The organism is Sphingomonas sp., from assembly GCF_042095875.1.
Classification (GTDB): domain Bacteria; phylum Pseudomonadota; class Alphaproteobacteria; order Sphingomonadales; family Sphingomonadaceae; genus Sphingomonas.
In genome coordinates this window covers 34,020-57,114 of sequence record NZ_JBELMJ010000019.1, presented here as the reverse complement: position 1 = coordinate 57,114, position 23,095 = coordinate 34,020, and the positions used below count along the sequence as shown (strand labels likewise).

Annotated in this window: 20 protein-coding genes; 7 read left to right on the top strand and 13 right to left on the bottom strand. The window is 69.2% G+C overall.

Features of this window, described 5'->3' with window-relative positions; all coding sequences use genetic code 11:
- From ACFDS6_RS08815 to ACFDS6_RS08790, 6 genes are all read right to left on the bottom strand, one after another.
- Window positions 1–704: catalase (locus ACFDS6_RS08815; protein WP_375271773.1), on the bottom strand; the 704-nt coding region annotated here is incomplete at its 3' end.
- A gap of 55 nt (window positions 705–759) precedes the next feature.
- Window positions 760–1,575, bottom strand: coding sequence for an SDR family NAD(P)-dependent oxidoreductase (locus tag ACFDS6_RS08810; protein ID WP_375271771.1), 816 nt, complete (start codon window positions 1,573–1,575; stop codon window positions 760–762).
- 23 nt (window positions 1,576–1,598) lie between these two features.
- Window positions 1,599–2,363 (bottom strand): SDR family NAD(P)-dependent oxidoreductase, encoded by a 765-nt coding sequence (locus tag ACFDS6_RS08805; RefSeq protein ID WP_375271770.1) that lies wholly within the window; start codon window positions 2,361–2,363, stop codon window positions 1,599–1,601.
- A 51-nt stretch (window positions 2,364–2,414) separates the two neighbouring features.
- Window positions 2,415–3,398, bottom strand: a complete 984-nt coding sequence (locus tag ACFDS6_RS08800; protein ID WP_375271782.1) for a phosphotransferase family protein — start codon at window positions 3,396–3,398, stop codon at window positions 2,415–2,417.
- A 62-nt stretch (window positions 3,399–3,460) separates the two neighbouring features.
- Window positions 3,461–4,549: a Zn-dependent alcohol dehydrogenase gene (locus tag ACFDS6_RS08795; protein ID WP_375271769.1), complete on the bottom strand. Its 1,089-nt coding sequence runs from the start codon at window positions 4,547–4,549 to the stop codon at window positions 3,461–3,463.
- A 93-nt stretch (window positions 4,550–4,642) separates the two neighbouring features.
- Complete coding sequence (locus tag ACFDS6_RS08790) at window positions 4,643–5,950, bottom strand: acyl-CoA dehydrogenase family protein (protein ID WP_375271768.1); 1,308 nt, start codon at window positions 5,948–5,950, stop codon at window positions 4,643–4,645.
- Between the two features lie 160 nt (window positions 5,951–6,110).
- Here ACFDS6_RS08790 and ACFDS6_RS08785 point away from each other — a divergent pair, with 160 nt between their 5' ends.
- Window positions 6,111–7,340 (top strand): TetR/AcrR family transcriptional regulator, encoded by a 1,230-nt coding sequence (locus ACFDS6_RS08785; protein ID WP_375271767.1) that lies wholly within the window; start codon window positions 6,111–6,113, stop codon window positions 7,338–7,340.
- Window positions 7,341–7,369: 29 nt separating this feature from the next.
- Here the strand turns inward: ACFDS6_RS08785 and ACFDS6_RS08780 are convergent, their stop codons facing one another.
- The 6 genes from ACFDS6_RS08780 to ACFDS6_RS08755 all read right to left on the bottom strand — a co-directional run bounded on the left by ACFDS6_RS08780 (window position 7,370) and on the right by ACFDS6_RS08755 (window position 16,037).
- Window positions 7,370–8,209 carry a helix-turn-helix domain-containing protein gene (locus ACFDS6_RS08780; protein WP_375271765.1) on the bottom strand — a complete coding sequence of 280 codons (840 nt, stop codon included), beginning with the start codon at window positions 8,207–8,209 and terminating at the stop codon, window positions 7,370–7,372.
- An 84-nt stretch (window positions 8,210–8,293) separates the two neighbouring features.
- A complete protein-coding gene (locus ACFDS6_RS08775) occupies window positions 8,294–9,595 on the bottom strand; it encodes a spinster family MFS transporter (RefSeq protein ID WP_375271764.1) in 1,302 nt (433 codons plus the stop codon).
- 155 nt (window positions 9,596–9,750) lie between these two features.
- A complete protein-coding gene (locus ACFDS6_RS08770) occupies window positions 9,751–12,582 on the bottom strand; it encodes a TonB-dependent receptor (RefSeq protein WP_375271781.1) in 2,832 nt (943 codons plus the stop codon).
- 148 nt (window positions 12,583–12,730) lie between these two features.
- Window positions 12,731–13,795, bottom strand: coding sequence for an acyl-CoA dehydrogenase family protein (locus ACFDS6_RS08765; protein WP_375271763.1), 1,065 nt, complete (start codon window positions 13,793–13,795; stop codon window positions 12,731–12,733).
- Between the two features lie 144 nt (window positions 13,796–13,939).
- Window positions 13,940–15,160, bottom strand: a complete 1,221-nt coding sequence (locus tag ACFDS6_RS08760; RefSeq protein ID WP_375271780.1) for an acyl-CoA dehydrogenase family protein — start codon at window positions 15,158–15,160, stop codon at window positions 13,940–13,942.
- 88 nt (window positions 15,161–15,248) lie between these two features.
- Window positions 15,249–16,037 (bottom strand): SDR family NAD(P)-dependent oxidoreductase, encoded by a 789-nt coding sequence (locus ACFDS6_RS08755; RefSeq protein ID WP_375271762.1) that lies wholly within the window; start codon window positions 16,035–16,037, stop codon window positions 15,249–15,251.
- A 70-nt stretch (window positions 16,038–16,107) separates the two neighbouring features.
- Between ACFDS6_RS08755 and ACFDS6_RS08750 the strand changes: the two genes are divergently transcribed.
- From ACFDS6_RS08750 to dcd, 6 genes are all read left to right on the top strand, one after another.
- Window positions 16,108–17,649, top strand: a complete 1,542-nt coding sequence (locus tag ACFDS6_RS08750) for a class I adenylate-forming enzyme family protein (protein WP_375271761.1) — start codon at window positions 16,108–16,110, stop codon at window positions 17,647–17,649.
- Window positions 17,646–18,431 (top strand): acyl-CoA thioesterase, encoded by a 786-nt coding sequence (locus tag ACFDS6_RS08745; RefSeq protein ID WP_375271760.1) that lies wholly within the window; start codon window positions 17,646–17,648, stop codon window positions 18,429–18,431. Before ACFDS6_RS08750 ends, ACFDS6_RS08745 begins: the two co-directional genes overlap by 4 nt.
- A 138-nt stretch (window positions 18,432–18,569) precedes the next feature.
- Window positions 18,570–19,193: an EF-hand domain-containing protein gene (locus tag ACFDS6_RS08740; protein WP_375271759.1), complete on the top strand. Its 624-nt coding sequence runs from the start codon at window positions 18,570–18,572 to the stop codon at window positions 19,191–19,193.
- A gap of 79 nt (window positions 19,194–19,272) precedes the next feature.
- Window positions 19,273–19,992: a response regulator gene (locus tag ACFDS6_RS08735; RefSeq protein ID WP_375271779.1), complete on the top strand. Its 720-nt coding sequence runs from the start codon at window positions 19,273–19,275 to the stop codon at window positions 19,990–19,992.
- Window positions 19,993–20,045: 53 nt separating this feature from the next.
- Window positions 20,046–21,335, top strand: coding sequence for an ATP-binding protein (locus ACFDS6_RS08730; protein WP_375271778.1), 1,290 nt, complete (start codon window positions 20,046–20,048; stop codon window positions 21,333–21,335).
- A 125-nt stretch (window positions 21,336–21,460) separates the two neighbouring features.
- Window positions 21,461–22,015: a dCTP deaminase gene (dcd, locus tag ACFDS6_RS08725; protein ID WP_375271758.1), complete on the top strand. Its 555-nt coding sequence runs from the start codon at window positions 21,461–21,463 to the stop codon at window positions 22,013–22,015.
- Between the two features lie 13 nt (window positions 22,016–22,028).
- On the opposite strand, the gene ACFDS6_RS08720 is transcribed toward dcd, so the two are convergent.
- Entirely contained in the window at window positions 22,029–23,084 is a 1,056-nt protein-coding gene (locus ACFDS6_RS08720; RefSeq protein ID WP_375271757.1) for a LacI family DNA-binding transcriptional regulator, read from the bottom strand.
- Window positions 23,085–23,095 lie beyond the last annotated feature (11 nt).

Here is a 23,095-nt window from a genome sequence, read left to right as displayed (position 1 = left end):
GACGCGTCGATGATCGCGCCGGTACGCTCCTTCAGGCCCGGCGCGACCGGCACGAGCGAGAATTTGGCGACGTAATCGCCGTAGCGGAACGGCACCGCGCTGTAATAGGTCTCGCCGATCGGATCGACGTTGGGCGCGCCGCCCATCGAGCGGACCGCCGCGCTCTCCACGCCCACCGCGGTCAGCGCCGCGTTGACGCCGCGCAGCACCGCCGACAGCGCCACCTTCGCTCCCTCGGCCTTGTCGGTGGTGCGCGCGAGCAGCTTGAGGTTGCCGAGGAACTTCTCCGCCGTCTTCGCCTGGAACACGGGTCCGTTGACCATCACGAAGTCCTGCGTGCGACCCTCGGCGCCGGGCAGGCGAGCGCCGTCGACGTCCATCACCTTGATCGCGAGCCCGCGCGGCAGCGAGATCGCGTCGGTCAGGATGTCGCCGGGGTTGGTCGAGAAACGCATCAAGACCGGGTGCTCGCCCGGCGTGGCGAACAGCCCCTGCGCGAGCTCGGGCGGCAGGTCGGGGTGGATGGTCAGCGTGCCCTCGACGATCGCGTGCGCCTTGGCGTGGACCGATCGGACCGCGTGGCCGTAATCCTCGTGCGTGGTCCTCAGGATGATGTCGAACTGCTCGTTGAGCTGCTCCACCGTCTCGCCCTCGTCGGGCAGTGTTTCTTCGAGATCGGGCGAGTAACGGATTGGATCGGTCATGGGTGCCTCTTTCCTTCACCCAGATCAACCCGCCGCCGGCGCGGCCGTTCCGAGGCTAGACCGCGGTGCGGCCGTATTCCTGCCTGGTGACCGGGTGGCTCGACGACAGCCCGCCGTCGACCGCGATCGCCTGCCCGTTGACGTAGCTGGCGTCGTCGCTGGCAAGGAACAGCGCGACCTTGGCGAGTTCCTCGGGCTGTGCGCCGCGGCGAAGCGGATTGAGGCGGCCGAGCCGATCGGTCTTGCCGGCGTCGCGCGCATAGTCGAACGTCGGCTGGGTCATGCCCGTCTCGGTCAGGCCCGGGCAGATCGCGTTGACGCGGATGTTGGAGCCCGAGAGCTGCTGCGCCGACACCATCGCGAGGTTGATGACGCCCGCCTTGGACGCGGAATAGGCCGGCGACCCCGCGCCCGAGCGGATGCCGGCGACGCTGGCGGTCAGGATGATCGCGCCGCTCCGTCCGGTCGCGGCCGCGCGCTCGGCGATCTTCGGTGCGGCGTGCTTCACCGCCAGGTAAGGGCCGATCAGGTTGACGCGCAGCACCTCGGTGATGAGCGACACGTCGGTGTCGAAGATGTTGGCCATGCCGCCCGAGATGCCGGCGTTGGCGAACATGACGTCTAGCCCGCCGAACCGGTCGCAGGCGAGCGCGACGGTGCGGATCACGTCCTCCTCGTTGCCCGCGTCCATGCGGATCGCATCGGCAATGCCGCCGGCGTCGCGAATCCGCCGCGCGGTCTCCTCCGCGCCCTCGCTCACGTCGGCGACGACGACGCGCGCGCCCTCCGCGGCGAACAGGGTGGCCGCAGCACGGCCGATGCCCGAGCCCGCGCCGGTGACGATGATCGACCTGTCGGTGAAGCGTGCCATATGTTTTCTCTCCCCTCGCGCGCTCAGATCGTGACGCCGCCGTCGATCACCATCGTCTGCCCGGTCATGAACGCGCTAGCCCGGCTGGCGAGATAGACGACCGCGCCCGCGATCTCCTCGGTCTCGCCAATGCGGCGCAGCGGCGTGGTCGCATTGCGCTCGGCGACCACGGCCTCGTCCTCCCACAAAGCCTTGGCGAAGTCGGTCTTGATCAGGCCCGGTGCGATGCAATTCACGCGGATGTTGTCGCGGCCGTGTTCGTGCGCGAGGTTGCGGGCGAGCTGCATGTCGGCGGCCTTGCTGATGCAGTATGCGCCGATCACGCTCGACCCGCGCAAGCCGCCGATCGAGGAAACGATGACGACCGAGCCGTCGCGCCTCTCCTTCATCTCGGGCACGACCATGTTGATCAGCCAGTGGTTGGAGATGATGTTGTTGTCGAGGATCTTGCGGAACTGGTCGTCGGCGATCCCGGCCTGCGGACCGTAATAGGGGTTGGAGGCGGCGTTGCAGACGAGCACGTCGATGCGCCCGAACGCGCGCCGCGTTTCGTCGACCAGATGCTGCAATCCCTCCTTGTCGGAGAGGTTGGCGGCGACCGCGATCGCAGTGCCCTCGCCGAAGCGCGCGTTGATCTCCGCCGCCGCGGCGTCGCACGCGTCCTGCTTGCGGCTGGAGATGACGACCTTCGCGCCCTGCTCGGCGCAGGCGATCGCGGACGCGCGGCCGATCCCGCGCGACGAACCGGTGATGAGCACGACCTTGCCGGTCAGATCGAACAGCGACATTCTCGTCCCCTCATGTAGGTGGTCAGGCGCCGGCGCGGGCGCCCGTGCTGGTCAGGCTCCCGCCTTTCGCGCGAACATCAGCGCGGCGTCGGCGAGCATCGGCACGCGCGCGCTCGTCTCCTCGGCGCGCGCGTTGGACGCGGTGCCGATCAGGAAGCGCTTCTTGATGCCCTGCACGATGCTGGCGAGGCGGAAGAGATTGAAGGCGAAATACCAGTCGAGCTGCGGCAGACCGTCGCGCCCCGTGCGCGCGCAGTAACGCTCGACCATTTCCTCCAGCGTCGGGATGCCCGTCTCGGGACCGGTCAGCCCCTGCACGCCCGAGCGGCCCTCCGGCTCGGTCACCCAGCTCATCAGGTAATAGGTCAGGTCGGCGGTGGGATCGCCCAGCGTGCACAGCTCCCAGTCGAGCACCGCGACGACGCGGCCGTCGGTGCCGGGTGCGAACTTCATGTTGTCGACGCGGTAGTCGCCGTGGACGATCGAGGTGCGCGTCTGCTCGGGCACCGTGCGCGGCAGGAACTCGATCAGCGTCTCCATTGCGGGCATGTGCTCGGTCTCGGCACCGCGATACTGCTTGGTCCAGCGGCCGACCTGGCGCTCGAAGTAATTGCCGGGGCGGCCGAAATCGCCCAGCCCGATCTTCTCGTGGTCGGTGTTGTGGAGATCGGCGAGCGTGTCGATCATCGCGTGGTAATGGTCGCGACGTTGCTCGGGCGTGAGGCCGGGCATGCCGCCGTCCCAGATCGTGCGGCCCTCCACCATCTCCATCACGTAGAAGGCCGAGCCGATCACGCCGGCGTCCTCGCACAGCCCGTATTGCCGCGGCACCGGGAAGCCGGTCGGGTGAAGCGCGGCCATCACGCGGTGCTCGCGATCGACCTGGTGCGCGCTGGGCAGGAGGTCGCCCATCGGCTTGCGACGCAGCACGTAGTTCGCGTTCGGCGTGGTCAGCTTGTAGGTCGGGTTGGACTGGCCGCCCGCGAACTTGGCATAGTCGAGCGGGCCGTCGAAGCCGGGGACGTGCGCGCGCATCCACGCCGACAGCCGATCGGTGTCGAGCCGGTCGCGCTCGGCGATCTCGCTCTGCAGCTCGCTCACTGGTCGAACACGATCACGCTGCGCGTCGTGTCGCCCGTGCGCAGTTCGTCGAAGGCGCGGTTGATCTCGGCCAGCGGCAGGCGATCGGCGATGATCATGTCGAGGTCGAGCTGCCCGCGCATGTAGAAGTCGACCAGTCGCGGGATGTCGACCGGGAAGCGGTTGTAGCCCATGATCCCACCCTGCAGCCGCTTGCCCGACAGCAAGTCCATCGCCGACAGGCCGACCTTCTCGCCGAGCGGCATCATGCCCAGGATCGTCGCAGTGCCGCCCCGGCGCAGCACGCCGACGGTGGTCGCGGCCGATTGCGGGCGGCCGACCGCCTCGATCGCGTGGTGGACGCCGCCCTTGGTCAGCTCGACCACCTCGGCCACCGCGGTGTCGCTCATCGGGTCGAGCGTGTGGGTCGCGCCCAGCTTCTCGGCCACCGCGCGCTTCTCCGGCACGGGATCGAGCGCGATGATCTTGGCAGCGCCCGCGATCTTGGCGGCGTTGACCGCGGCTAGGCCGATGCCGCCGCAGCCGACGACGCAGACCGTCTCGCCCGGCGACACGTCGGTGGTGTTGAACACCGCGCCCGCCCCCGTCGTCACCGCGCAGCCGATCAGCGCGGCGCGGTCGAGCGGCATGTCGCGGTCGATCGACACGCAGGCATGCTCGTGCACCAGCATCATCTCGGCGTAGGCGGACAGGTTGAGCATCTGCTGCACCGTGCCGCCGTTCGCCAGCCGCAGCCGCGGCTCGTCGCGCGACGAGCGCCGCGTCTCGCCCGAGACGCACAGGTACATGCGGCCGGTGATGCAGAATTCGCAGTGACCGCAGAAGGCGGACAGGCAGGTGACGACGTGGTCGCCCGGCTTCACGGTGCGCACCTCGTCGCCGACCGCCTCGACCACGCCTGCCGCCTCGTGGCCGGGAATGGCGGGCAGCGGATGCGGGTAGGCGCCGTCCACGAAGTGAAGGTCGGAGCGGCACACGCCGCACGCGAGCGTGCGGATCAGCACTTCGTGCGCGCGCGGCTTGGCGACGTCGACGTCCTCGATCTGGAGCGGCGACTTGGTTTCGAACAGAACGGCGGCTTTCATGGCTCCACCCTCAACTTGGGACGTAAACCTCTGGCACGTGGCCGGCGGCGGATGTGCGTGAACCCCGCGCGCGCCGGCGCGGGGTGGTACGGATCAGCGGCTGACGCCGACGTCGCCGCTGGTCACGACGGTGCCGCGATCGTTGGACGCGCGATCGGCCTTCCAGTCGGCGTATTTGCCGAACTCGTTGCGCGCGATCGAGCGGGCGTGGACCTCGTCCGGACCGTCGGCGAGGCGCAGGGTACGCTGGCTCGCCCAGGCGTGGGCGAGGCCGAAATCGTCCGACACGCCGGCACCGCCGTGCGCCTGCACCGCATCGTCGAGGATCTTGAGCGCCATGCCGGGCGCCTGAACCTTGATCATCGCGATATCGAGCTGCGCGGCCTTGTTGCCCGCCTTGTCCATCGTGTCCGCGGCCTTGAGGCACAGCAGCCGCGTCATCTCGATGTCGATGCGCGCGCGCGCGATGCGTTCTTCCCACACGCTGTGGTCGGCGATCCGCTTGCCGAAGGCGACGCGGCTGACGAGGCGCTTGGCCATCGCCTCGATCCCGGTCTCGGCGACGCCGATCGTGCGCATGCAATGGTGGATGCGGCCCGGCCCGAGGCGTCCCTGCGCGATCTCGAACCCGCGTCCTTCGCCCAGGATCACGTTCTCGACGGGCACGCGCACGTCGGTGAACACGACCTCGCCGTGGCCGTGCGGCGCGTGGTCGTAGCCGTAGACCGAGAGCATGCGCCTGATCTCGACGCCCGGCGTGTCCATCGGCACGAGCACCTGGCTCTGCTGCTGGTGGCGCGAGCCCTCGAAGCTCGTCTTCCCCATCAGGATGCCGATCTTGCAGCGCGGGTCCCCGACGCCCGACGACCACCATTTGCGGCCGTTGATGACGTATTCGTCGCCGTCACGCTCGATCCGCGTTTCGATGTTGGTGGCGTCGGACGAGGCGACCTGCGGCTCGGTCATCAGGAAGACCGAGCGGATCTCGCCGTTCATCAACGGGCGCAGCCAACGCTCCTTCTGCTCCAGCGTGCCGTAGCGGTGGAGCACTTCCATGTTACCGGTGTCGGGCGCGGAGCAGTTGAAGCACTCGCTCGCCCAGCCGATCTTGCCCATCTCCTCGGCGCATAGCGCGTACTCGAGGTTGGTGAGCTGCGTGCCCTCGAACTCGAAGGTCGTGTCGACGTGCTGCTGGCCCGAGTGCGGCGGCATGAAGAAGTTCCACAGGCCCGCGGCGCGCGCCTTCTCCTTGACCTCCTCGATCACGGGCAGCACCTTCCAGCGCTCGCCGGTGTGCGACTGCTCGTGATACTCGTGGTTGCGCGGCGCGATCTCGGCGTCGATGAACGCCTTCACGCGATCGCGAAAATAGGTCTCGCGCTCGCTCAGGGTGAAATCCATCTCGTCCCTCCGCCTCAAATCAACGTTTGAGGCAGGACTTAGGCCATACCGGTTATTCGGTAAAGCGCCTGTTTGTGCCCGTTGCCCTCGCGTTCATGGCGGTAAGACGGGGGTGCACAAAGGGACTGTTTCTTCGAAAAGCTTTTGCTACAGTTCGGCGATGGGGGACACCCGAGTAGACGATACCACCAGCACGCGGCGCTTTCGCGAGAAGCGCGACGCGATCCTGGCCGCCGCCGCGGAAGCGATCAACGAGCAGAGCGCGAAGGGCATGACCTTCGCCGACGTGGCGCGCCGCGTCGGGCTCAACACGACCAGCGTGACCTATTATTTCAAGCGCAAGGAGGACCTCGCCGCCGCCGCGTTCGAGTATACGCTCGATTACCTGCTGCGCATGCTCGACGAGGCGATGGAGGCGGACACGCCGGCCGAGCGCGTCGCGACGTACCTCCGGCTCAACATGGAGCGGCTGGCGCGGATCGAGCGCGGGGAGGAGAAGCAGTTCGCGGTTCTGTCCGACCTGCGCGCGACCGAGGACCCGGTGCGCACCAGGTTGATGGCGGGGTGGCGCGAGGTGTTCCGGCGCACGCGGCTGTTGTGGGGACCGGCCGCGACGCGCGCACAGACCGACCTGGCGGGCGCGCGCGCGCACGTGCTGCTGGAGAACACCTTCTGGATGCCGGTGTGGCTGCCGCGCTACGACGTCGACCAGTGGCCGCGCGCGTGCGAGCGGTTGATCGACATCTTCACGCACGGGGTCGCCGGGCCGAAGGCCGACTGGGCACCGCGCCCGATCGCGCTCGGCCACGACGATCCGGTGCCGGGGCGCGAGGCGTTCCTGCTCGCCGCCACCCGGCTGATCAACGAGCTAGGCTACCGCGGCGCGAGCGTGCAGCGGATCGCGTCGGAGCTGAACGTCACCAAGGGCAGCTTCTACCACCACCTCGACGCCAAGGACGACCTGGTCGCCGCCTGCTATCGCCGCAGCTTCGACACGATTGCGGCGGCGCAGCGCCAGGCCGACGAGCGCGGCGGCACGCACTGGCAGCGGTTGTGCGACACGGTCGCCACGCTGCTCGACGTGCAATTTTCCGAGCACGGCCCCCTGCTGCGCACCACCGCGCTGAGCGGGCTGCCGACCGACACGCGCGCGGCGATGGTGGAGCGGTCGAACCGGATCGCGCGGCGCTTCGCCGGCACGATCAGCGACGGCGTCGCGGAAGGCACGATCCGCGCGGTCGACAGCCTGATCGCGGCGCAGGCGATGATGGCTTTGCTCAACGCCGCGTTCGACATGCGCAAATGGGCCTGGTCGATGCCGCGCGAGCGCGCGACTGCGCGCTACGCCTCGACGCTGATGTTCGGGATGTTCGACGACCGCGCGCTGTAGCGGAGCGCGCTTCAGGCTCGTCGCGGACGTCAGACCGGCTGGCCGAGCACCTTCTCGCGCACGCGGAGTGCGATCTGGTTGAGCGGACCGCGGCGTCGCGTGAAGTCGCGCACCGAGCAGCCGAGGAACAGGTGGCTGTCGCGCAGGAAGTGTGAGCGGTCGTAATAGCCCGCCGCCTCCACCACGCCCTGCCCCTGTTCGGGGTCGGCGAGCAGCGCGTTGAGCGCGCGAATGAAGCGGGTACGCCGCAGCAGCAGCTTGGGCGTGAAACCGAAGCTCACCCGCGTCATCGTCGCCATCGCGCGCGGGTTCATGTCCAACATCTCGGCGATGACGTCGATGCGGGACTCGGTTCCGCGCTCCAGCACCGCGAACAGCTGCGCGATGCGCGGATCGGCCGGGGGACGGCGGTGCAGCCGCGCCTCCAGCCAGCGGGTGAAGGCGTCGTGCGGGGTGTCCGCGGCGTTCAGCGCCTCGTGCAGCTGATCGGCACCCGAGTCGAGCTGCGCCAGGGGGACCACCCGGTTGGCGTGCTTGGAGACGTCACCGCCGAACAATTGCGCCCAGCCGAGCGGCTTCAGCCCGACGCCGACCATGGTGCCGCCGTGCGTCGAGAGGTAGCCGGCGCAGCTGGTCGGGCCGATGAACGCGACATCGGGCATCGGATCGAAGAGACGCGGTCCCATGCGGAGCGACCATGCTGGGCTCTCGTGCAGCGACACCCGGATCGAGGCCCAGCTCGGCAGGAAGACGTCCTTGAGCGTCAATCCCGGCGGCAGCGCCGCGTGAAAGGAGTGATAGCCCGTGACATAAGGCGCCAGTGCGGCGCTCGGATGCCAATATTGTACCGGTGAAATCGCTTCGCTCATCGCCCCCGCCCCCCAGCAGTGATGAACACGCCCGTTAACACCATTCGCTACTTCTTGGAAATCATCAAAAAGCAGCCGCTTTGGTTATATTGTTGCAGCAGCGTCTCGACGCTTCATCAGCACGCCGGCGCGCCAATAAGCCCAGATCGCGACCGGCGTGAGCAGCGCCACGCACAGCATCGCCCAGCGAAGTGACTGTGCGCCATAGTCCGGCCGCAGGTAGTCGCTCAGCTTGCCGACCAGGAACGGCCCGAGCCCGAGCCCGATCAGGTTGATGACGAGCAGCGTCAGCGCGGCCCAGACCGCGCGCAGCCGGATCGGCGCGCGGTGCTGGATCAGCGCGAAGGTGGGTCCCAGATACGCGCCCGCGAACAGCGCAGCAACGAAGTAGCTGGCGAGCGCGAGGCGCGGGTCGTCGACGAAGTAGAACCCGACCGCGAACGGGAACGCGACGAGCTTGAACAGTGCGACGACCCAGCTCTGCGCGTGGAGGCCGTGGCGCTTGGCCGCGCGGTCGGCGGCGGCCCCGCCGAGCAGCGCCGAGGTCGATCCGATCAGCGCGGCGGGCAGCGCGACGTATTTCGACACGTCGAGCATCGAATATCCGAGCGAGCGCTGCATGTAGCTCGGCCCCCAGCCGGTCAGCGCGTAGCCGACGAGCGAGGTGATCGTCACCGCGGCCACGAGGTGGAGCGCTACGGGATCGCGCCACATCGCGGCGATCCCCTCGCCGAGCGACGGCATCGCGGCGGGCGCGTCCATCGCGCGCTGCGCGTCGGACAGGCCGCGGCGCGGCTCGGCCATGAACAGCCACACGATGATCGCCAGCATGATGCCGGGCAGGCCGACCACCATCATCGCGACGCGCCAATTGTACGCGTGCGCGACGAAGCCGCCGATCATCATGCCGAGACCGCCGCCCAGCAGCACGCCAAGCGAGTAGATCGCCATCGCCGAGGCGCGCTTCTCCGGCGGGTAGAGATCGGCGATGATCGAGTGACTGGGCGGCCCCGCCCCCGCCTCACCCACGCCCACGCCGATGCGCGCGAACATCAGTTGCGTGAAGTTCTGCGCGAAGCCGGACAGCGCGGTCATCGCGCTCCAGATCGCGAGACTGATCGCGATGATCCGCTTGCGGCTGGTGCGGTCGGCGAGGCGCGCGATCGGGATGCCGAGCGTCGCGTAGAAGATCGCGAACACGAGGCCCGAGAGCAGGCCCAATTGCGTGTCGGACAGCTTCAGGTCGGCCTTGATCGCCTCCAGCAGGATGGCGAGGATCTGCCGGTCCATGAAGCTGAAGAAATAGGTCAGGGTCAGCAGCGCGAGGGTCCAGCCGCGACGCTTCAGCGCGAGCGTGTCGGCAATCTCGGGACGGTCAAGGTTCACCGTGCTGCTCTCCTGTTACAGGCGCCGGAGGCTAGCGGCTGCGGCGGTGGTAGGCCAGTTGCCTGAGCGACGCGAAACCAAGCGACACAAAGACTTGGCGTTGAAAGCGAAGACGGCGTCGCACGATCGTGCGACGCCGTCCGGTCACCCTTGTGTCAGAACCGTCCGCGCAGCGTCACGCCGTAGGTGCGCGGCTCGGCCAGGAACTGCGAGAACAGCTGACGCCCGCCGGGATAGATCGGGTCCTGGAACGTGGCCGTGCTCGCGCCCTGCTGGAACGGCGAGTTGAAGGCGACCTGCGCGTAATCCTTGTTGAGCAGGTTCTGCGCCCACAGCTCGATCGAGATGCGCTCGTTCGGGGTACGGACGCCGACGCGCGCGTTGACCAGCGCGAACCCGTCCTGCTCCTTCTGCGGGAACAGGTCGGAACCGGTGTTGTAGTCGCCGCTCAGGCGCGTGTCGCCGTAGAACAGGAGCGACCAGCCAGTGCTGCCCAGGTCGGGGGTCCAGGCCGCCGACGCGGTGACCACCGCCTCGGGCGCGTTGGACAGATTGTCGCCCGGCAGCTTGCGCAGCGCCTGGTTGAGCGGCGCGCCGCTGTTCGAGCCGACCAGGTTGTTGCGGAACTTGGTGTCGGCGTAGGTGAAGCCGGCGGTGACGCGCACGTCGCGCGCGGGCACCAGCGTCGCCTCCAGTTCGACGCCCTGCGAGACCACACCGTAGCCGACGTCGTCGCGCGGGCAGGCGCCCGAGGCAGCGGCGGCGGCGTTGAAGTTGGGCGCGGTCGGGAACGTGCTCTGGTCGCGGTCGGCGCCGTTCAGGCTGCTGGTGCAGCCGTTGACGTTCTGGACGATGAACACGGTGCCGTCGAAGGTGTTGAGCTGGAAGCTGCTGAACTCCTGCCGGAAGCCCGCGATCGACAGGCTGAACGGACCGGTCGCGTACTTCGCGCCGATCTCGAACGCGTTGACCTTCTCCGGATCGAACTGCAGCCCGCCGACCAGCGCCTGCGCCCCGCCGAGCGCCGCGAAGCTGGTCGTGATCTGTCCGTTGGCGGGCTGGAGCGGTGCCTTGAGCGCGGAACGGTCGAAGTTGAAGCCGCCCGCCTTGTAGCCGCGCGAGTAGCTGCCGTAGACGAGCAGGTCGTCGATCGGCTTCCACGACAGGATCGCGGTGCCGGTCAGCTGATCCTCCGAGCGGCGGTCGCGGATGCTGACGCCGTTCAGCTCCGCGGTCGAGTTGCCCTGGCACCCCAGCCCGATCAGCGCCTGCGCCAGCGCGCGGCGGGTGGCGAGACCGGGCGCCGCCGCGATCTGTGCCGCGGTGATGTTCGCCTCGTCGGTCAAGGACTGCTGCAGCGCGACGCAGCCGGTGTTGTCGTTGCCGAACGTCGCGAAGAAGCGCTTCTTCTCGGTGGTGTAGCGCAGACCCAGCGTCAGATCGATGTTCGACGTGACGTGGATGATGTTGTGGGTGAAGGCGGCGAAGCTTTCCATGTTCTGGTTGTAGCGGTCGATCGTCGAGCCGCGATCGTTGATGCCGTCGAGCGTCAGGAAGCCCGCGGCGACGTCCGCGCCGCCCGCGGCCGCGAGCGTGAGCGGCCCGACGCCGGGCGCGACGCAGCCGGGGCTGGTCGGCGAGTAGAGCGCGGCCAGGCCGCCGCCCGAGATGATGCGGCAGGTGGCGAAGCGGCCGTACTGCGAGCCGAAGCGCAGGTTGCTCTTACCACGGAACTTTTCGTTGACGTAGAAGCCGCCGATCAGCCAGTCGAGCTTTTCGTCGAACAGGCTGCCGTTCAACCGGACTTCCTGCGTGAAGGTCTTGAACTGGCGGCGATTGTTGCCGTTGTCGGCGTTGTACAGGATATCGACGGTGCCGTAGTCGGTGTCGCTGCCCTGCTCGTTGTAGTAATCGCGGTAAGCGGTGATCGAGGTCAGGTTGGTGTCGCCGAACTTCCAGTCGAGCTGGCCCGAGAAGCCGTAGTCCTGCGTCTCGCCGTCGTAGCCGCGGCCGCGCGACACCGACACGTTGCGGCTGTAGCCCTGGTTGAACGCGCCCAGGTTCTGCCCCAGGTCGCGCAGCACGTTGACGATGTTGTTGCCGCCCGCGAGGTTGGTGGCGAGCGGGGTCGCGGGTTCGTTCAGATTGCCGATGTACGGGTTGACCGTGCGGTCGACGTAGACCGCGGCGCAGCACGCTTCCTTGCGCTTGGTGTAATCGCCGATCAGCCGCAGCGAGATGTCGCTGGTCGGCTCGAACAGCAGCTGCCCGCGCAGGAAATAGCGATCGCGGTCGTTAATGCGCGTGCCGTTGTTGCGGTCGCGGTAGAAGCCGTCGCGCTCGACGTAGACGCCGTCGATCCGCGCCGCGAGCGTGTCGCCCGCGATCGGCCCGGTCACGCCGCCCGCCAGGCGAACGAAGTCGTAATTGCCGTAGGTCGCCTCGCCGTTCGCGCCGAAGGTGAAGCTGGGCTTCACGCTGATGATGCTGATGAGACCCGCGGAGGAGTTGCGCCCGCCGAGCGTACCCTGCGGCCCGCGCAGCACCTCGATCCGGTCAATCTCGCCCAGTTCGTTGAGGCCGATGCCCGAGCGCGAGCGGTAGACGCCGTCGATGAACACCACGACCGAGCTCTCCAGACCCGGATTGTCGCCCACCGTGCCGATGCCGCGAATGCGCGGCGAACCGTTCGCTTCCGACCCGGTCGAGGACACGAGCAGCGACGGCGCGAGCTGGTTGAGCTGCCGTATGTCGTTCGCGCCCGACAGCGCCAGGCTCTCGGCGTTCACCGCCGAGATCGCGACCGGTACGTCCGCCAGCACCTGCGCGCGACCCTGGGCGGTGACGACGATGTCGGCGGGCGTGGAGTCGACGGTGGCGGTCGGCTGTACCGGCGCCGCCTCGGCAGAACCGCTCGGCAAGGGGGTTTGCGCACCGGCACTGCCGGCGACGATAAAGGCGGCGGCCGCGCACGCGGACATCAGCATATGCCTTGGCATCTAGACCTCTCCTGTCGGTCGGGCTGTTGCGCGCTCCGTACCGTACATTCGAGTAAACCGGATCGCGCCGGTCAGATCAAGACAGTTTACCTGCTATATGTCCGTTTATTGCGTACCGACTGCTTGATGAAGGTTATCAGTAACCATTCAGCCGCGCGAACCGGTCACGATGATGCGCGGCATTGCCCCACATGACCTCCAGCACTGCGGCGCGCTTGAGGTACAGGCCGGCGTCATATTCGTCGGTCATGCCGACGCCGCCGAATAATTGCACCATCTCCCGGCTGACCAGGCGCAGCGTCTCGCCCGCGATCGCCTTGGCCAGGCTGACCGCCTGATCCATGTCGGAGCGGCCCGCGTCGATCGCCTCTAAAGCGCCTTCCACCGCCGAACGCATCAGCTCGATCTCGGTCAGCATCTTTGCCATGCGGTGCTGGAGCGCCTGGAAGGTCGAGAGCACCTGCCCGAACTGGACCCGCTGCTTGAGATAGTCGAGCGTCTGGTGGAACGCCGCGTCGGCCATGCCGAGCATCTCCGCCGCGATCACCGCGGCGGCGCGGTCGGCGACCTGCGCGGTCAGCTCGGTTCCGCCGAGCTTCTCCGCGGCCGCGCCGTCGAAGCACACCTCGGCGTGGCTGCGGCCGTCGGCCATGCGGCGCGGCGAAACCGTGACGCCGTCGCCCTTCGCGACGAGGTAGAGCCCGTCTGCGACGGCGACGACGAACGCGTCGGCGCCGTCACCCTCCGCGACGAACGCCTTGGTGCCGGTCAGCTTGCCGCCCTCTGCCTTGGTCTCGACGTCGAGGCTGTGCGTCGCGCCCTCGTCGATCGCGAGCGTGGCCACCGCCTCGCCGCTGGCGAGCTTGGGCAGCCACTCCTGCTTGGCCGCGTCCGACCCGCCCATCACGATCGCGCTCGCCGCCACCGCGGTCGACGACAGCGGCGAGGCCGCCAGATTGCGCCCGAGCTGCTCGACCACCAGGCCGAGCGACAGGTAACCGAAGGCCGAGCCGCCGAACTCCTCCGGGATCACGATCCCCGCCCAGCCCATCTGCCCGATCGCGCCCCATGCCTCGGGGTCGAAGCCGGTGGCGGGCGCGGCGTCGCGCAGCTTGCGAAATGCGGTAACCGGGCTCTCGTTGTCGGCCCACTCGCGCGCCATGTCGCGCAACATCACCTGTTCGTCGTTCAAAGCGGCCATGTGTCGTATCCTCGATAGCGGTCGCAGCGATGCGTGGAATGGGAGGAGACAAGCCGGGGAGGAAGGGGCGTTCTGTCGCGCCCGCTTCCTCGACCCGGCCCTCTCCGGGCGCGGCGATACGATGCCGCCGCGCCTACCTCGTGATTATTGGTGGTCGAGCATGCCCAGGATACGCTTGGCCACGATATTGTTCTGGATCTCGGACGAGCCGCCGTAGATCGACACGGCCTTGCCCCACAGCCACGACCGGGTCTGCGTCAGCTCGTCCTCGCTGAAGCCCTCGCCTTCCCAGCCGAGCCCCTGCATGCCCATGATCTCGATGTTGAGCTCGGCGCGGTCCTGCGTGATGCGCGCGCCGACATTCTTCATGATCGAGGTCGCGGCGGACGGCCCGGCGTTGCCCTTCGCCTCCAGCGCGGCGCGGCGCAGCGTCAGCGCGAAGGCGCGCTGGTCCATCTCGTGCTTGACGATGCGGGTGCGCAGATCGGCGTCGGCGATCCGGCCCTCGGCGTCGGCGCCGCGATACTTCTTCGCAATGTCGGGCACGGTCTTGCCCGCGTTCATCCGCGCAGACGAGCCGCTGCCGCCCGACAGCGAGTTGCGCTCGTGCTGGAGCAGGCGCGTGCCGATCGTCCAGCCCTGCCCCTCGTGCCCGACCAAGTTCTCCTTGGGCACGCGGACGTTGGTGAAGAACGTCTCGCAGAACGGCGACTGCCCGCTGATGAGGCGGATCGGCTTGGTCTCGACGCCCTCGGCATCCATGTCGATCAGCAGGAAGCTAATGCCGGCGTGCTTCTGCGTCTTGTCGGTGCGCACCAGCGCGAAGCACTTGTCGGCCCATTGCCCGCCGCTCGTCCAGGTCTTCTGGCCGTTGACGAGGTAATGGTCGCCCTTGTCCTCGGCGAAGGTCTGCAGGCTGGCGAGGTCGGAGCCCGCGCCCGGCTCCGAATAGCCCTGGCACCAGCGCACCTCGCCGCGGACGATGCCGGGGATATGCTGCTGCTTCTGCTCCTCGCTGCCGTATTCGAGCAGCGTGGGACCGAACATCATCACGCCCATGCCGCCGATCGGGTTGTAGGCGCCGGCGCGCGCCAGCTCCTCCTGCACGACGCGCGCCTGCGAACGGTCGAGCCCACCGCCGCCATATTCCCTCGGCCAGGTCGGCACGCCCCAGCCCTTCGCACCCATCGCCTCGCGCCACTGGCGCTGGTCGGCGTTCTCGTCGGTCGGCCCTTCGAGCGCGGACATGCCGTTGTCGGTGCCGCGGAGCGAGGCGGGGAAATTGGCTTCGATCCAGTCGCGCACGTCCTGGCGAAAATCGTCGGTCGCGCCGGCGGGGCGGGTCTGTTCGGCGGCGGTCGCCATCGCGTCAGTCTCCACGTTCTGAATAAACGGTATGGCGCCGCTCATGCCATAGTCGCGCCGCGCTGCATAGGGCGAAGCGTGCGCGCGATCAGTTCTCGCGCCCCGGCCGGCGGCTCAGCCCGACGTCGAGGTGTGCGCCGGCATCCACCAGCATCACCTCGCCGGTGATCGCGCGCATTGCCGGGTCGAGCAGCAGCTCGATCGGCGCGGCGACCTCGTCCGGGCCGGTGGCGAGCGCCATCGGCGTCGCGGCGGCGATCTTCGCATTGAGCCTGGCGAACCCCTCCTCGCCCAGCCGCTTCTCGAACCAGCCGGTACCGACATAGCCGGGCGCGACCGCGTTGACGCGGATCGCGGGTGCCAGGACGCGCGCCAGGCTCTTGGTCATGGTGATGAGCGCGCCCTTGGAGGCGGCGTAGGCGACCGACGACCCGATCCCGAACACGCCCGCGACGCTGGCGACATTGACGACCGCGCCGAACGGGCTCTCGCGCAGGGCTGGCGCGGCGGCGCGGATCATCTGGAAGGCGGCGATGACGTTCAGCTGGTAGATGTCGACGAAGTCGGCGGCGTCGAGCGCGTCCAGGTCCTCGTGCGCGGCGAACTTGGTCCGCCCGGCATTGTTGACCAGGAAGTCGACGCGCCCGAACGCGTCGGTCGCCGCCGCGACGAGTTGGCGGCACGCGCCGTCGTCGACGATGTCGGCCTGCACCGCGATCGCGCCCTGCCCGACCTCGGCCGCCAGCGCCTCGGCATCGTCGCGGCTCAACGAATAGTTGATCACGCACGACACGCCGCGCGCCGCCAGCCGTCGGACGGTCGCGGCGCCGATCCCCGTGCCGCCGCCCGTCACGATCGCCACCGCACCCTGCATCATATCCGCCTCCTATCTATTTTCGAACATCGCGTATGGCATTCGCGCGCGGCTTCGCCTAGCGATCACGCTCATGATCGCTGAGCCCGACGTCGCCGCCCTCCTCGCAGAGGAGTTCGGCACCTTGTCCGACCTGATCCGCGTGCACGCGCGGCAGCGACCGACCAAGCTGGCGATCGCCGACGACGAGCGGCAGGTGAGCTACGCCGAGCTCGACCGGCTGATGGACCGGGTAGCGGTGGCCTTGCAGCAGGGCGGCACGCGGGTCGGACAGGCGGTCGCCTCCGTCGCTTACCCCGGTGTCGCGCAGGCGCTGGTCTACCTCGGCGCGCTGCGCGCCGGCGCGGTCGCAGCACCCATCCAGCCCTCGGCCACGCCCGAGCAGATCGCGGGCATGATCGCCGACAGCGGCGCGGCGGTCGTCTTCCTCGACGCCGCCAACGCCAACGCCCTGATCGGGCAGACATTCCCGGCCGAGGTCGTGATGCTGGAGGACCTGGATGGGTGGATCGCGCCCGACGGCGCGACGCCCAAACCGGTCGCGGTCCGGCCCGGCGACGGCTTCAACATCATCTACTCGTCGGGCACCACCGGCGTGCCCAAGGGGATCGTGCAGAGCCACGCGATGCGCTGGCAGCATCTGTCGCGCAACACCGCCGCGGGCTTCGACAGCGCGGTGACCTTGCTCGCCACCCCGCTCTACTCGAACACGACATTGGTCAGCTTTCTGCCGACGCTCGCCTGGGGCGGCAGCGTCGTACTGATGACCAAGTTCGAGGCGCGCCGCTACCTAGAGCTCGCCGTCGAACACCGCGCGACGCACACGATGCTGGTGCCGGTCCAGTACCAGCGAATCATGGCGCTGCCCGACTTCGACGAATTCAACCTCTCGGCGTTCCGCTTCAAGACCTGCACCTCCGCGCCGTTCAAGCCGGAGCTGAAGCGCGACGTGGTGACGCGCTGGCCGGGGCTGCTGGTCGAATATTACGGCATGACCGAGGGCGGCGCGAGCTGCGCGCTGAACGCCACCGAGCATCAGGACAAATTGCACACCGTCGGCCGCCCCATGCCGGGCCACGAGATCCGGCTAATTGACGACGACGGCCGCGAGGTCGCGGCGGGCGAGATCGGCGAGATCGTCGGGCGCTCGGGCGCGATGATGAACGGCTATCACGGCCGCGCGCAGGCGACCGCCGACGCGACCTGGATCTCTCCGCAAGGCGCGCGCTTCATCCGCCACGGCGACGTTGGGCGCTTCGACGTCGACGGCTTCCTGGTCCTGACCGACCGCAAGAAGGACATGATCATCTCGGGCGGGTTCAACATCTACCCGTCCGACATCGAGGCGGTGCTGGCGGAGCACGCCGCGGTCGCCGACTGCACTGTGGTCGGCGTCGCGTCGGAGGCGTGGGGCGAGACGCCGGTCGGCTTCTACGTGCCGCGCGAGGGCTCGACCGCGGGCACGGGCGAGGTGCTGGCGCAGGTCAATGCGCGGCTGGGAAAGACGCAGCGGCTGTCGGCGCTCTACCAGGCGGACGAGCTGCCGCGCAGCGCGATCGGCAAGGTGTTGAAGCGCGAGCTGCGCGACCGGCTCGCCGCGGGGGAGTTCGCATGACGACGTTGAAAGAAGTGCTGGACGGGCTCGAGCCGACCGGCGACCGGCTGGCGTGGCGCGGCGCGATCCCCGACGACTGGCTGCAGGGGCGCACCGCCTTCGGCGGGCTGTCCGCGGCGATCGCGCTGCACTGCGCGATGCAGTCGGAGGACGACCTGCCCTCGCTCCGCTCGGCGCAGGTCAGCTTCATCGGGCCCCTGTCCGGGTCGATCATGGTCACCGCGCACAAGCTGCGCCGCGGCAAGAACGCCGCCTTCATCCAGGCGGACGTCGAGAGCGAGGCCGGTCTCGGTCTCCGCTGCACTTTCGTGTTCATGCGCGCGATCGAGAGCGAGGTCGATTACCAGACCACCGACCTGCCCGACTTCCCGCGCCCCGGCCCCGGTGACCAGACGTTCAAGGGCAACCCGCACGTCGCGTTCACGCGCAACTTCGAGTTCCTCGATCGCCGCGACGGGCCGGCGCTCAAGCCCGCCGAGTGGCTGCGCTGGACGCGGTTGAACGAGCGCGACGGCCTCGACCCGATGGTGGAGCTGATCGCGATCGGCGACTGCCTGCCGCCCGCCGCGCTGCGGCTGCTCGGGCGCAACGTGCCGATGAGCTCGATGACGTGGATCCTGAACGTGCTCGGCCCGGCGCCCGCGACCGAGGACGGCTGGTGGCTGCTGCGCTCCAACGCCGACTACGCGCGGTCGGGGTCGTCGTCGCAGCAGATGGGCATCTGGAACGCGAACGGCGAGATGGTGGCCGAGCAGATGCAGTCGGTCGCGCTGTTCGCCTGACGCACGCGGCGCACCCGACGCGCCCGGTGACACAATTCGCGACAAAGGAAGAGCGCCGCGACACATCGGCGCGACAGTCGGCGGCTAGATGACCAGCACGGGCGGGGATCGTTCCGGCCCGAGTTCGAGGAATCATCGATGAGCAATCATGTGCGCGCCGCGTTGCTCGGCGCAACCGCGCTGATCGTGGGCGCGGGTGTGCCGGCCCTGGCGCAGACCGCCTCGCCCGCGGCAACGCGCAGTGTCGCGCCGCCGCCGGGCGGACCGATGCGCGCGGGCGAGCTGATGCGCGCGGACGCGAACCGCGACGGCGTGGTGACACGCGAGGAAGCGATCGCCGACGCCGACCGGCGCTTCGCCGAGATAGACAGTGATCGCGACGGCACGATCAGCCGCGACGAGCGCCGCGCCGCCCGCGCTGCGCGGCGTGGGCCGCCCCCGGTCGGCACCGACGGTGCAGCCCCGCCCCCGCCCGACGCGAACGACGCCCCGCCGCCGCGTCCCGGCGCGCGTCGCGTCGACCGCCCGCGGCGCATGATGCAGCCGCAGACGCGCGAGGAAGCGCGCGCGCGTGCGCTCCGCATGTTCGACCGTGCCGACACGAACGGAGACGGCCGCGTCGACCGGCAGGAGATCGAGGCGATGCGGCTGCTGATGCGCGCGCGCATGTCGGACGGCGCGCGCCGCGATATGGGCCAAGGCGACATGAGCCGGGGCGACATGAGCCCGCGCGACATGCCCCCCGGCGACGAGCAACCGTGATCGCGCGCGCCGGGCGGTTCGCTCCGCCCGGCGCGTCCGGCTTTCACACGAGGCGCGAAACATGCCAGACGCCGACACCATGGCCGACACTCCCCACCTCCTGCTGGTCGACGACGAGCGCTCGATCCGCGAGCCGCTCGCGCAGTATTTGACCAAGCAGGGCTTCCGCGTCACGCAGGTCGGCGAGGCCGAGGCGGCGCGCGCGCGGCTCGCCGCCTACGCGATCGACCTCGTCATCCTCGACATCATGATGCCCGGCGAGGACGGCCTGTCGCTGTGCCGCCACATCCGCGAGACGAGCGAGACGCCCGTCATCCTGCTGACCGCGCGCAGCGAGGAGACGGACCGGATCGTCGGGCTGGAGATGGGCGCCGACGATTACGTCGTGAAGCCGTTCTCCCCGCGCGAGCTCGCCGCGCGGATAAAGGTGGTGCTCCGGCGTACCGCGGCGGGCGGCACGCGCCAGCACGCGCCCGACGCCGGCGCCTACGCCTTCGCCGGCTGGGTGCTCAAGACCGGCGAGCGCGCGCTGGTCGACCGCGAGGGCGTGTCGGTCGCGCTGTCGACCGGCGAGTACAACCTTCTGCTCGCGCTGGTGCAGCGCCCGCGACAGGTGCTGACGCGCGACCAGCTGCTCGATCTGACGCAGGGGCGCGAGGCCGCGGCGTTCGACCGCGCGATCGACAACCAGGTCAGCCGGCTGCGCAAGAAGATCGAGCCGGACGCGCGCAATCCGGAGCTGATCAAGACCGTCTGGGGCGGCGGCTACGCGCTGTCGGCCGAGGTGACCCGGCTTTGACCGCCGTGCGCCCGCGACGACGGATCGGCTGGCCGCAGAGCCTCGCCGGGCAGATGGCGCTGCTCGTCGCGGTGGCGCTGTTCGTCGCGCAGGCGATCAACTTCACGCTCGTGCTGCGCGATCGCGCCAATTTCCGCCTCGCGCAGGCGACGCGGCCCGTCGCGACGCGGATCGCCGACGCGCTGGAGCGCGAGCAGGCCGGGCGCGTGCTCAGCCCCGAGCACGGGCGCGTGCGCCGCGTGGGCGCGAACCCGATCGCCGACGAATTGCCGCGCCATCCCGAGGTGTCGAGCGAGCTGCGCGACCAGCTGAAGGAGTTGGGCCTTCGCGTCGGGCGGATCGACACCGGGCTCAGGCCCGCGCCGGCCAACCCCGACGAGCGCGAGATGCGGCTGGGACGCGACGGGCAGAGTCTGCTGATCGCGGTGGAACAGCCCGGGCGCGGCTGGCTGACCGTCGTGGCGCCGTGGCCGGGTGGCGGCGGGTACCTCTTCTGGCGCTTGTTCGCGCAAACGCTGATCCTCTACGTCATCATGCTCGCCGCGGTGCTGTGGATCGCACGCCGCATCTCGCGACCCCTGCGCGCGCTGGCGCTCGCGGCGCACGATTTCGACCCCAGCGTGTCCCCCACCCCGATCGCGGAGGACGGGCCCTCCGACGTGCGCGCGGTCACCGCGGCGTTCAACGACCTGCGGCTGCGCGTGACCGCGATGCTCGACGAGAAGGACCGGATGCTCGGCGCGATCGGCCACGACCTGCGCACCCCGCTCGCCGCGCTGCGCGTGCGCATCGAGTCGGTCGAGGATGAGCAGGACCGCGCGCGCATGGCGGACACGATCGCGGAGATGAACCGCACGCTCGACGATATCCTCTCGCTCGCCCGGCTCGGCCGCCCGAGCGAGCCGGTCACCGAGGTTGATCTCGCCGCGCTGGTCGACGCGGTGGTGGAGGACTTTCGCGATCTCGGCGCCGACGTGACGTTCGAGGAGGCCGAGCGGCTGCGCATCCGGCTGCGCCCGTCGCTGATCCGGCGCGCGATCCGCAACCTGATTGAGAATGCGATCAAATACGCCGACGGGGCCGCGGTGTCGCTCGTCCCGCGCGCCGATGCGGTGGTCGTCTCGGTCGCCGATCGCGGCCCCGGCATCCCGCCCGACCGACTCGCTGACGTGTTCGTGCCCTTCACCCGGCTCGAGACGTCGCGCAACCGCGACACGGGCGGGATCGGCCTGGGGCTCGCCCTCGCGCGCGCGATCGTCGAGGAAGCGGGCGGGCAGATCGCGCTCAGCAACCGCGAAGGCGGCGGGCTTAGCGCGGAGATAACACTCCCGCGTAGGCGATAGCGGGTCGAGCAAGCCGACGCCCGCTCGCGTTCGGCCGTTAGTGAGCTTTGACGGCTGCTGCGTGCACTCCCTTGCCTCCGGCGCGCGGGCACGCGAGAGGACGCCTGTTCAACGGGGAATTTGTCATGTCCATCCAATCCGACCGCTGGATTCGCGAGCGCGCGATCGCCGACGGCATGATCGAACCCTTCGTCGAGGCGCAGCGGCGCGAGGCGTGCATCAGCTACGGCCTCTCCTCCTACGGCTATGACGCGCGCGTGGCGGACGAGTTCAAGATCTTCACCAACGTCGACAACGCGATCGTCGACCCGAAAGATTTCGCGCACAACAGCTTCGTCGATCGCAAAACCGACGTGTGCATCATCCCGCCCAACAGCTTCGCGCTGGCGCGCACGGTTGAGTATTTCCGCGTGCCGCGCGACGTGCTGGTGATCTGCTTGGGCAAGTCGACCTACGCGCGCTGCGGGATCATCGTAAACGTCACCCCGCTGGAACCCGGCTGGGAGGGTCACGTCACGCTCGAATTCTCCAATACCACGCCGCTCCCCGCGAAGGTCTACGCCAACGAGGGCGCGTGCCAGTTCCTGTTCCTCAAGGGCAACGAGCCGTGCGAGGTCAGCTACGCCGATCGCGCAGGCAAATATATGGGCCAGCGCGGCGTCACACTGCCGCGGCTGTGAGAACGGGGCGCGTCTATCGCGACGAGACCGCGGCCGTCGACCCGCGCACAGCCAGACCCGCGGGCACCACGATCGGCTGGTGAACGTCGCAACTGCCGGCGGGATGCTCGATGATCAGCGCCACCGCGCGCGCGCAGACCTCCGCGATCGGCTGGATGACCGCCGTCAGCGGCGGATGCGTGAAGCGGACGATCGGCGTGTCGTCGAAACTGACCAGCGACACGTCGCGCGGCACGTCGAGCCCGCGCTCGCGCACTGCGGCCAGCGCGGCGATCGTCATCTGGTCGTTGCTGGCGATGATCGCGGTCGGCGGCGTGTCGCCGTCGAGCAGCGCGCGCGCCGCGGCGAGCCCGCTGGCGTAGCTGAAATCGCCCGCGACCAGCCCTTCGTCGCCCGCGAGCCCCGCCGCCGCCATCGCCGCGCGCCAGCCCGCGACGCGCCAGGCGCTCAGCTCATAGTCGTCCGGCCCGGCGATGAAGGCGATGCGGCGGTGCCCGAGGCCCAGCAGATGCTCGGTCGCGAGCGCCGCGGCGTGCTCGTCATCCATCGTCAACCGGAAGCCCGCGCCTTCCTTCAGCGATCCGATCCGCGCGAAACTGATCCCGCGCTCCTCCAGCAAACCGCAGATCAGCGGGTTCTGCGAGTGCGGCGGCGTCAGCAGCATGCCGTCGGGCTGGATCGCGGCGAGCGCCGCCGACAGTTCGCGCGTGATATGGTCGCTGTGCGTGTCGACCAGCTCGACGATCATGCGGTAACCGTGCTGCGCGCAGGTCAGCATGCCGCCGAGCAGCATCTGGTCGACCCAGTCGACGCCGCGACGCTCGCGCCAGTCGGCGAGCGTGCGGTCGCGGTCGTTGAGCGCGACGATCAGCCGCGAGCGCGATCCCGCCATCCGCTGCGCCGCGATCGAGGGCACGTAGCCGAGCCGGTTGATCGAGGCCTGGACGCGTCCGACCGTCTCGGCGCGAACGGTGGGTTCGTTGTTGATGACCCGGCTGACGGTCTGCAACGACACGCCCGCGTCGGCGGCGACGTGCTTGATCGTAACGGAACCGGAACGCCGCGCCATCTGAGGTCTGG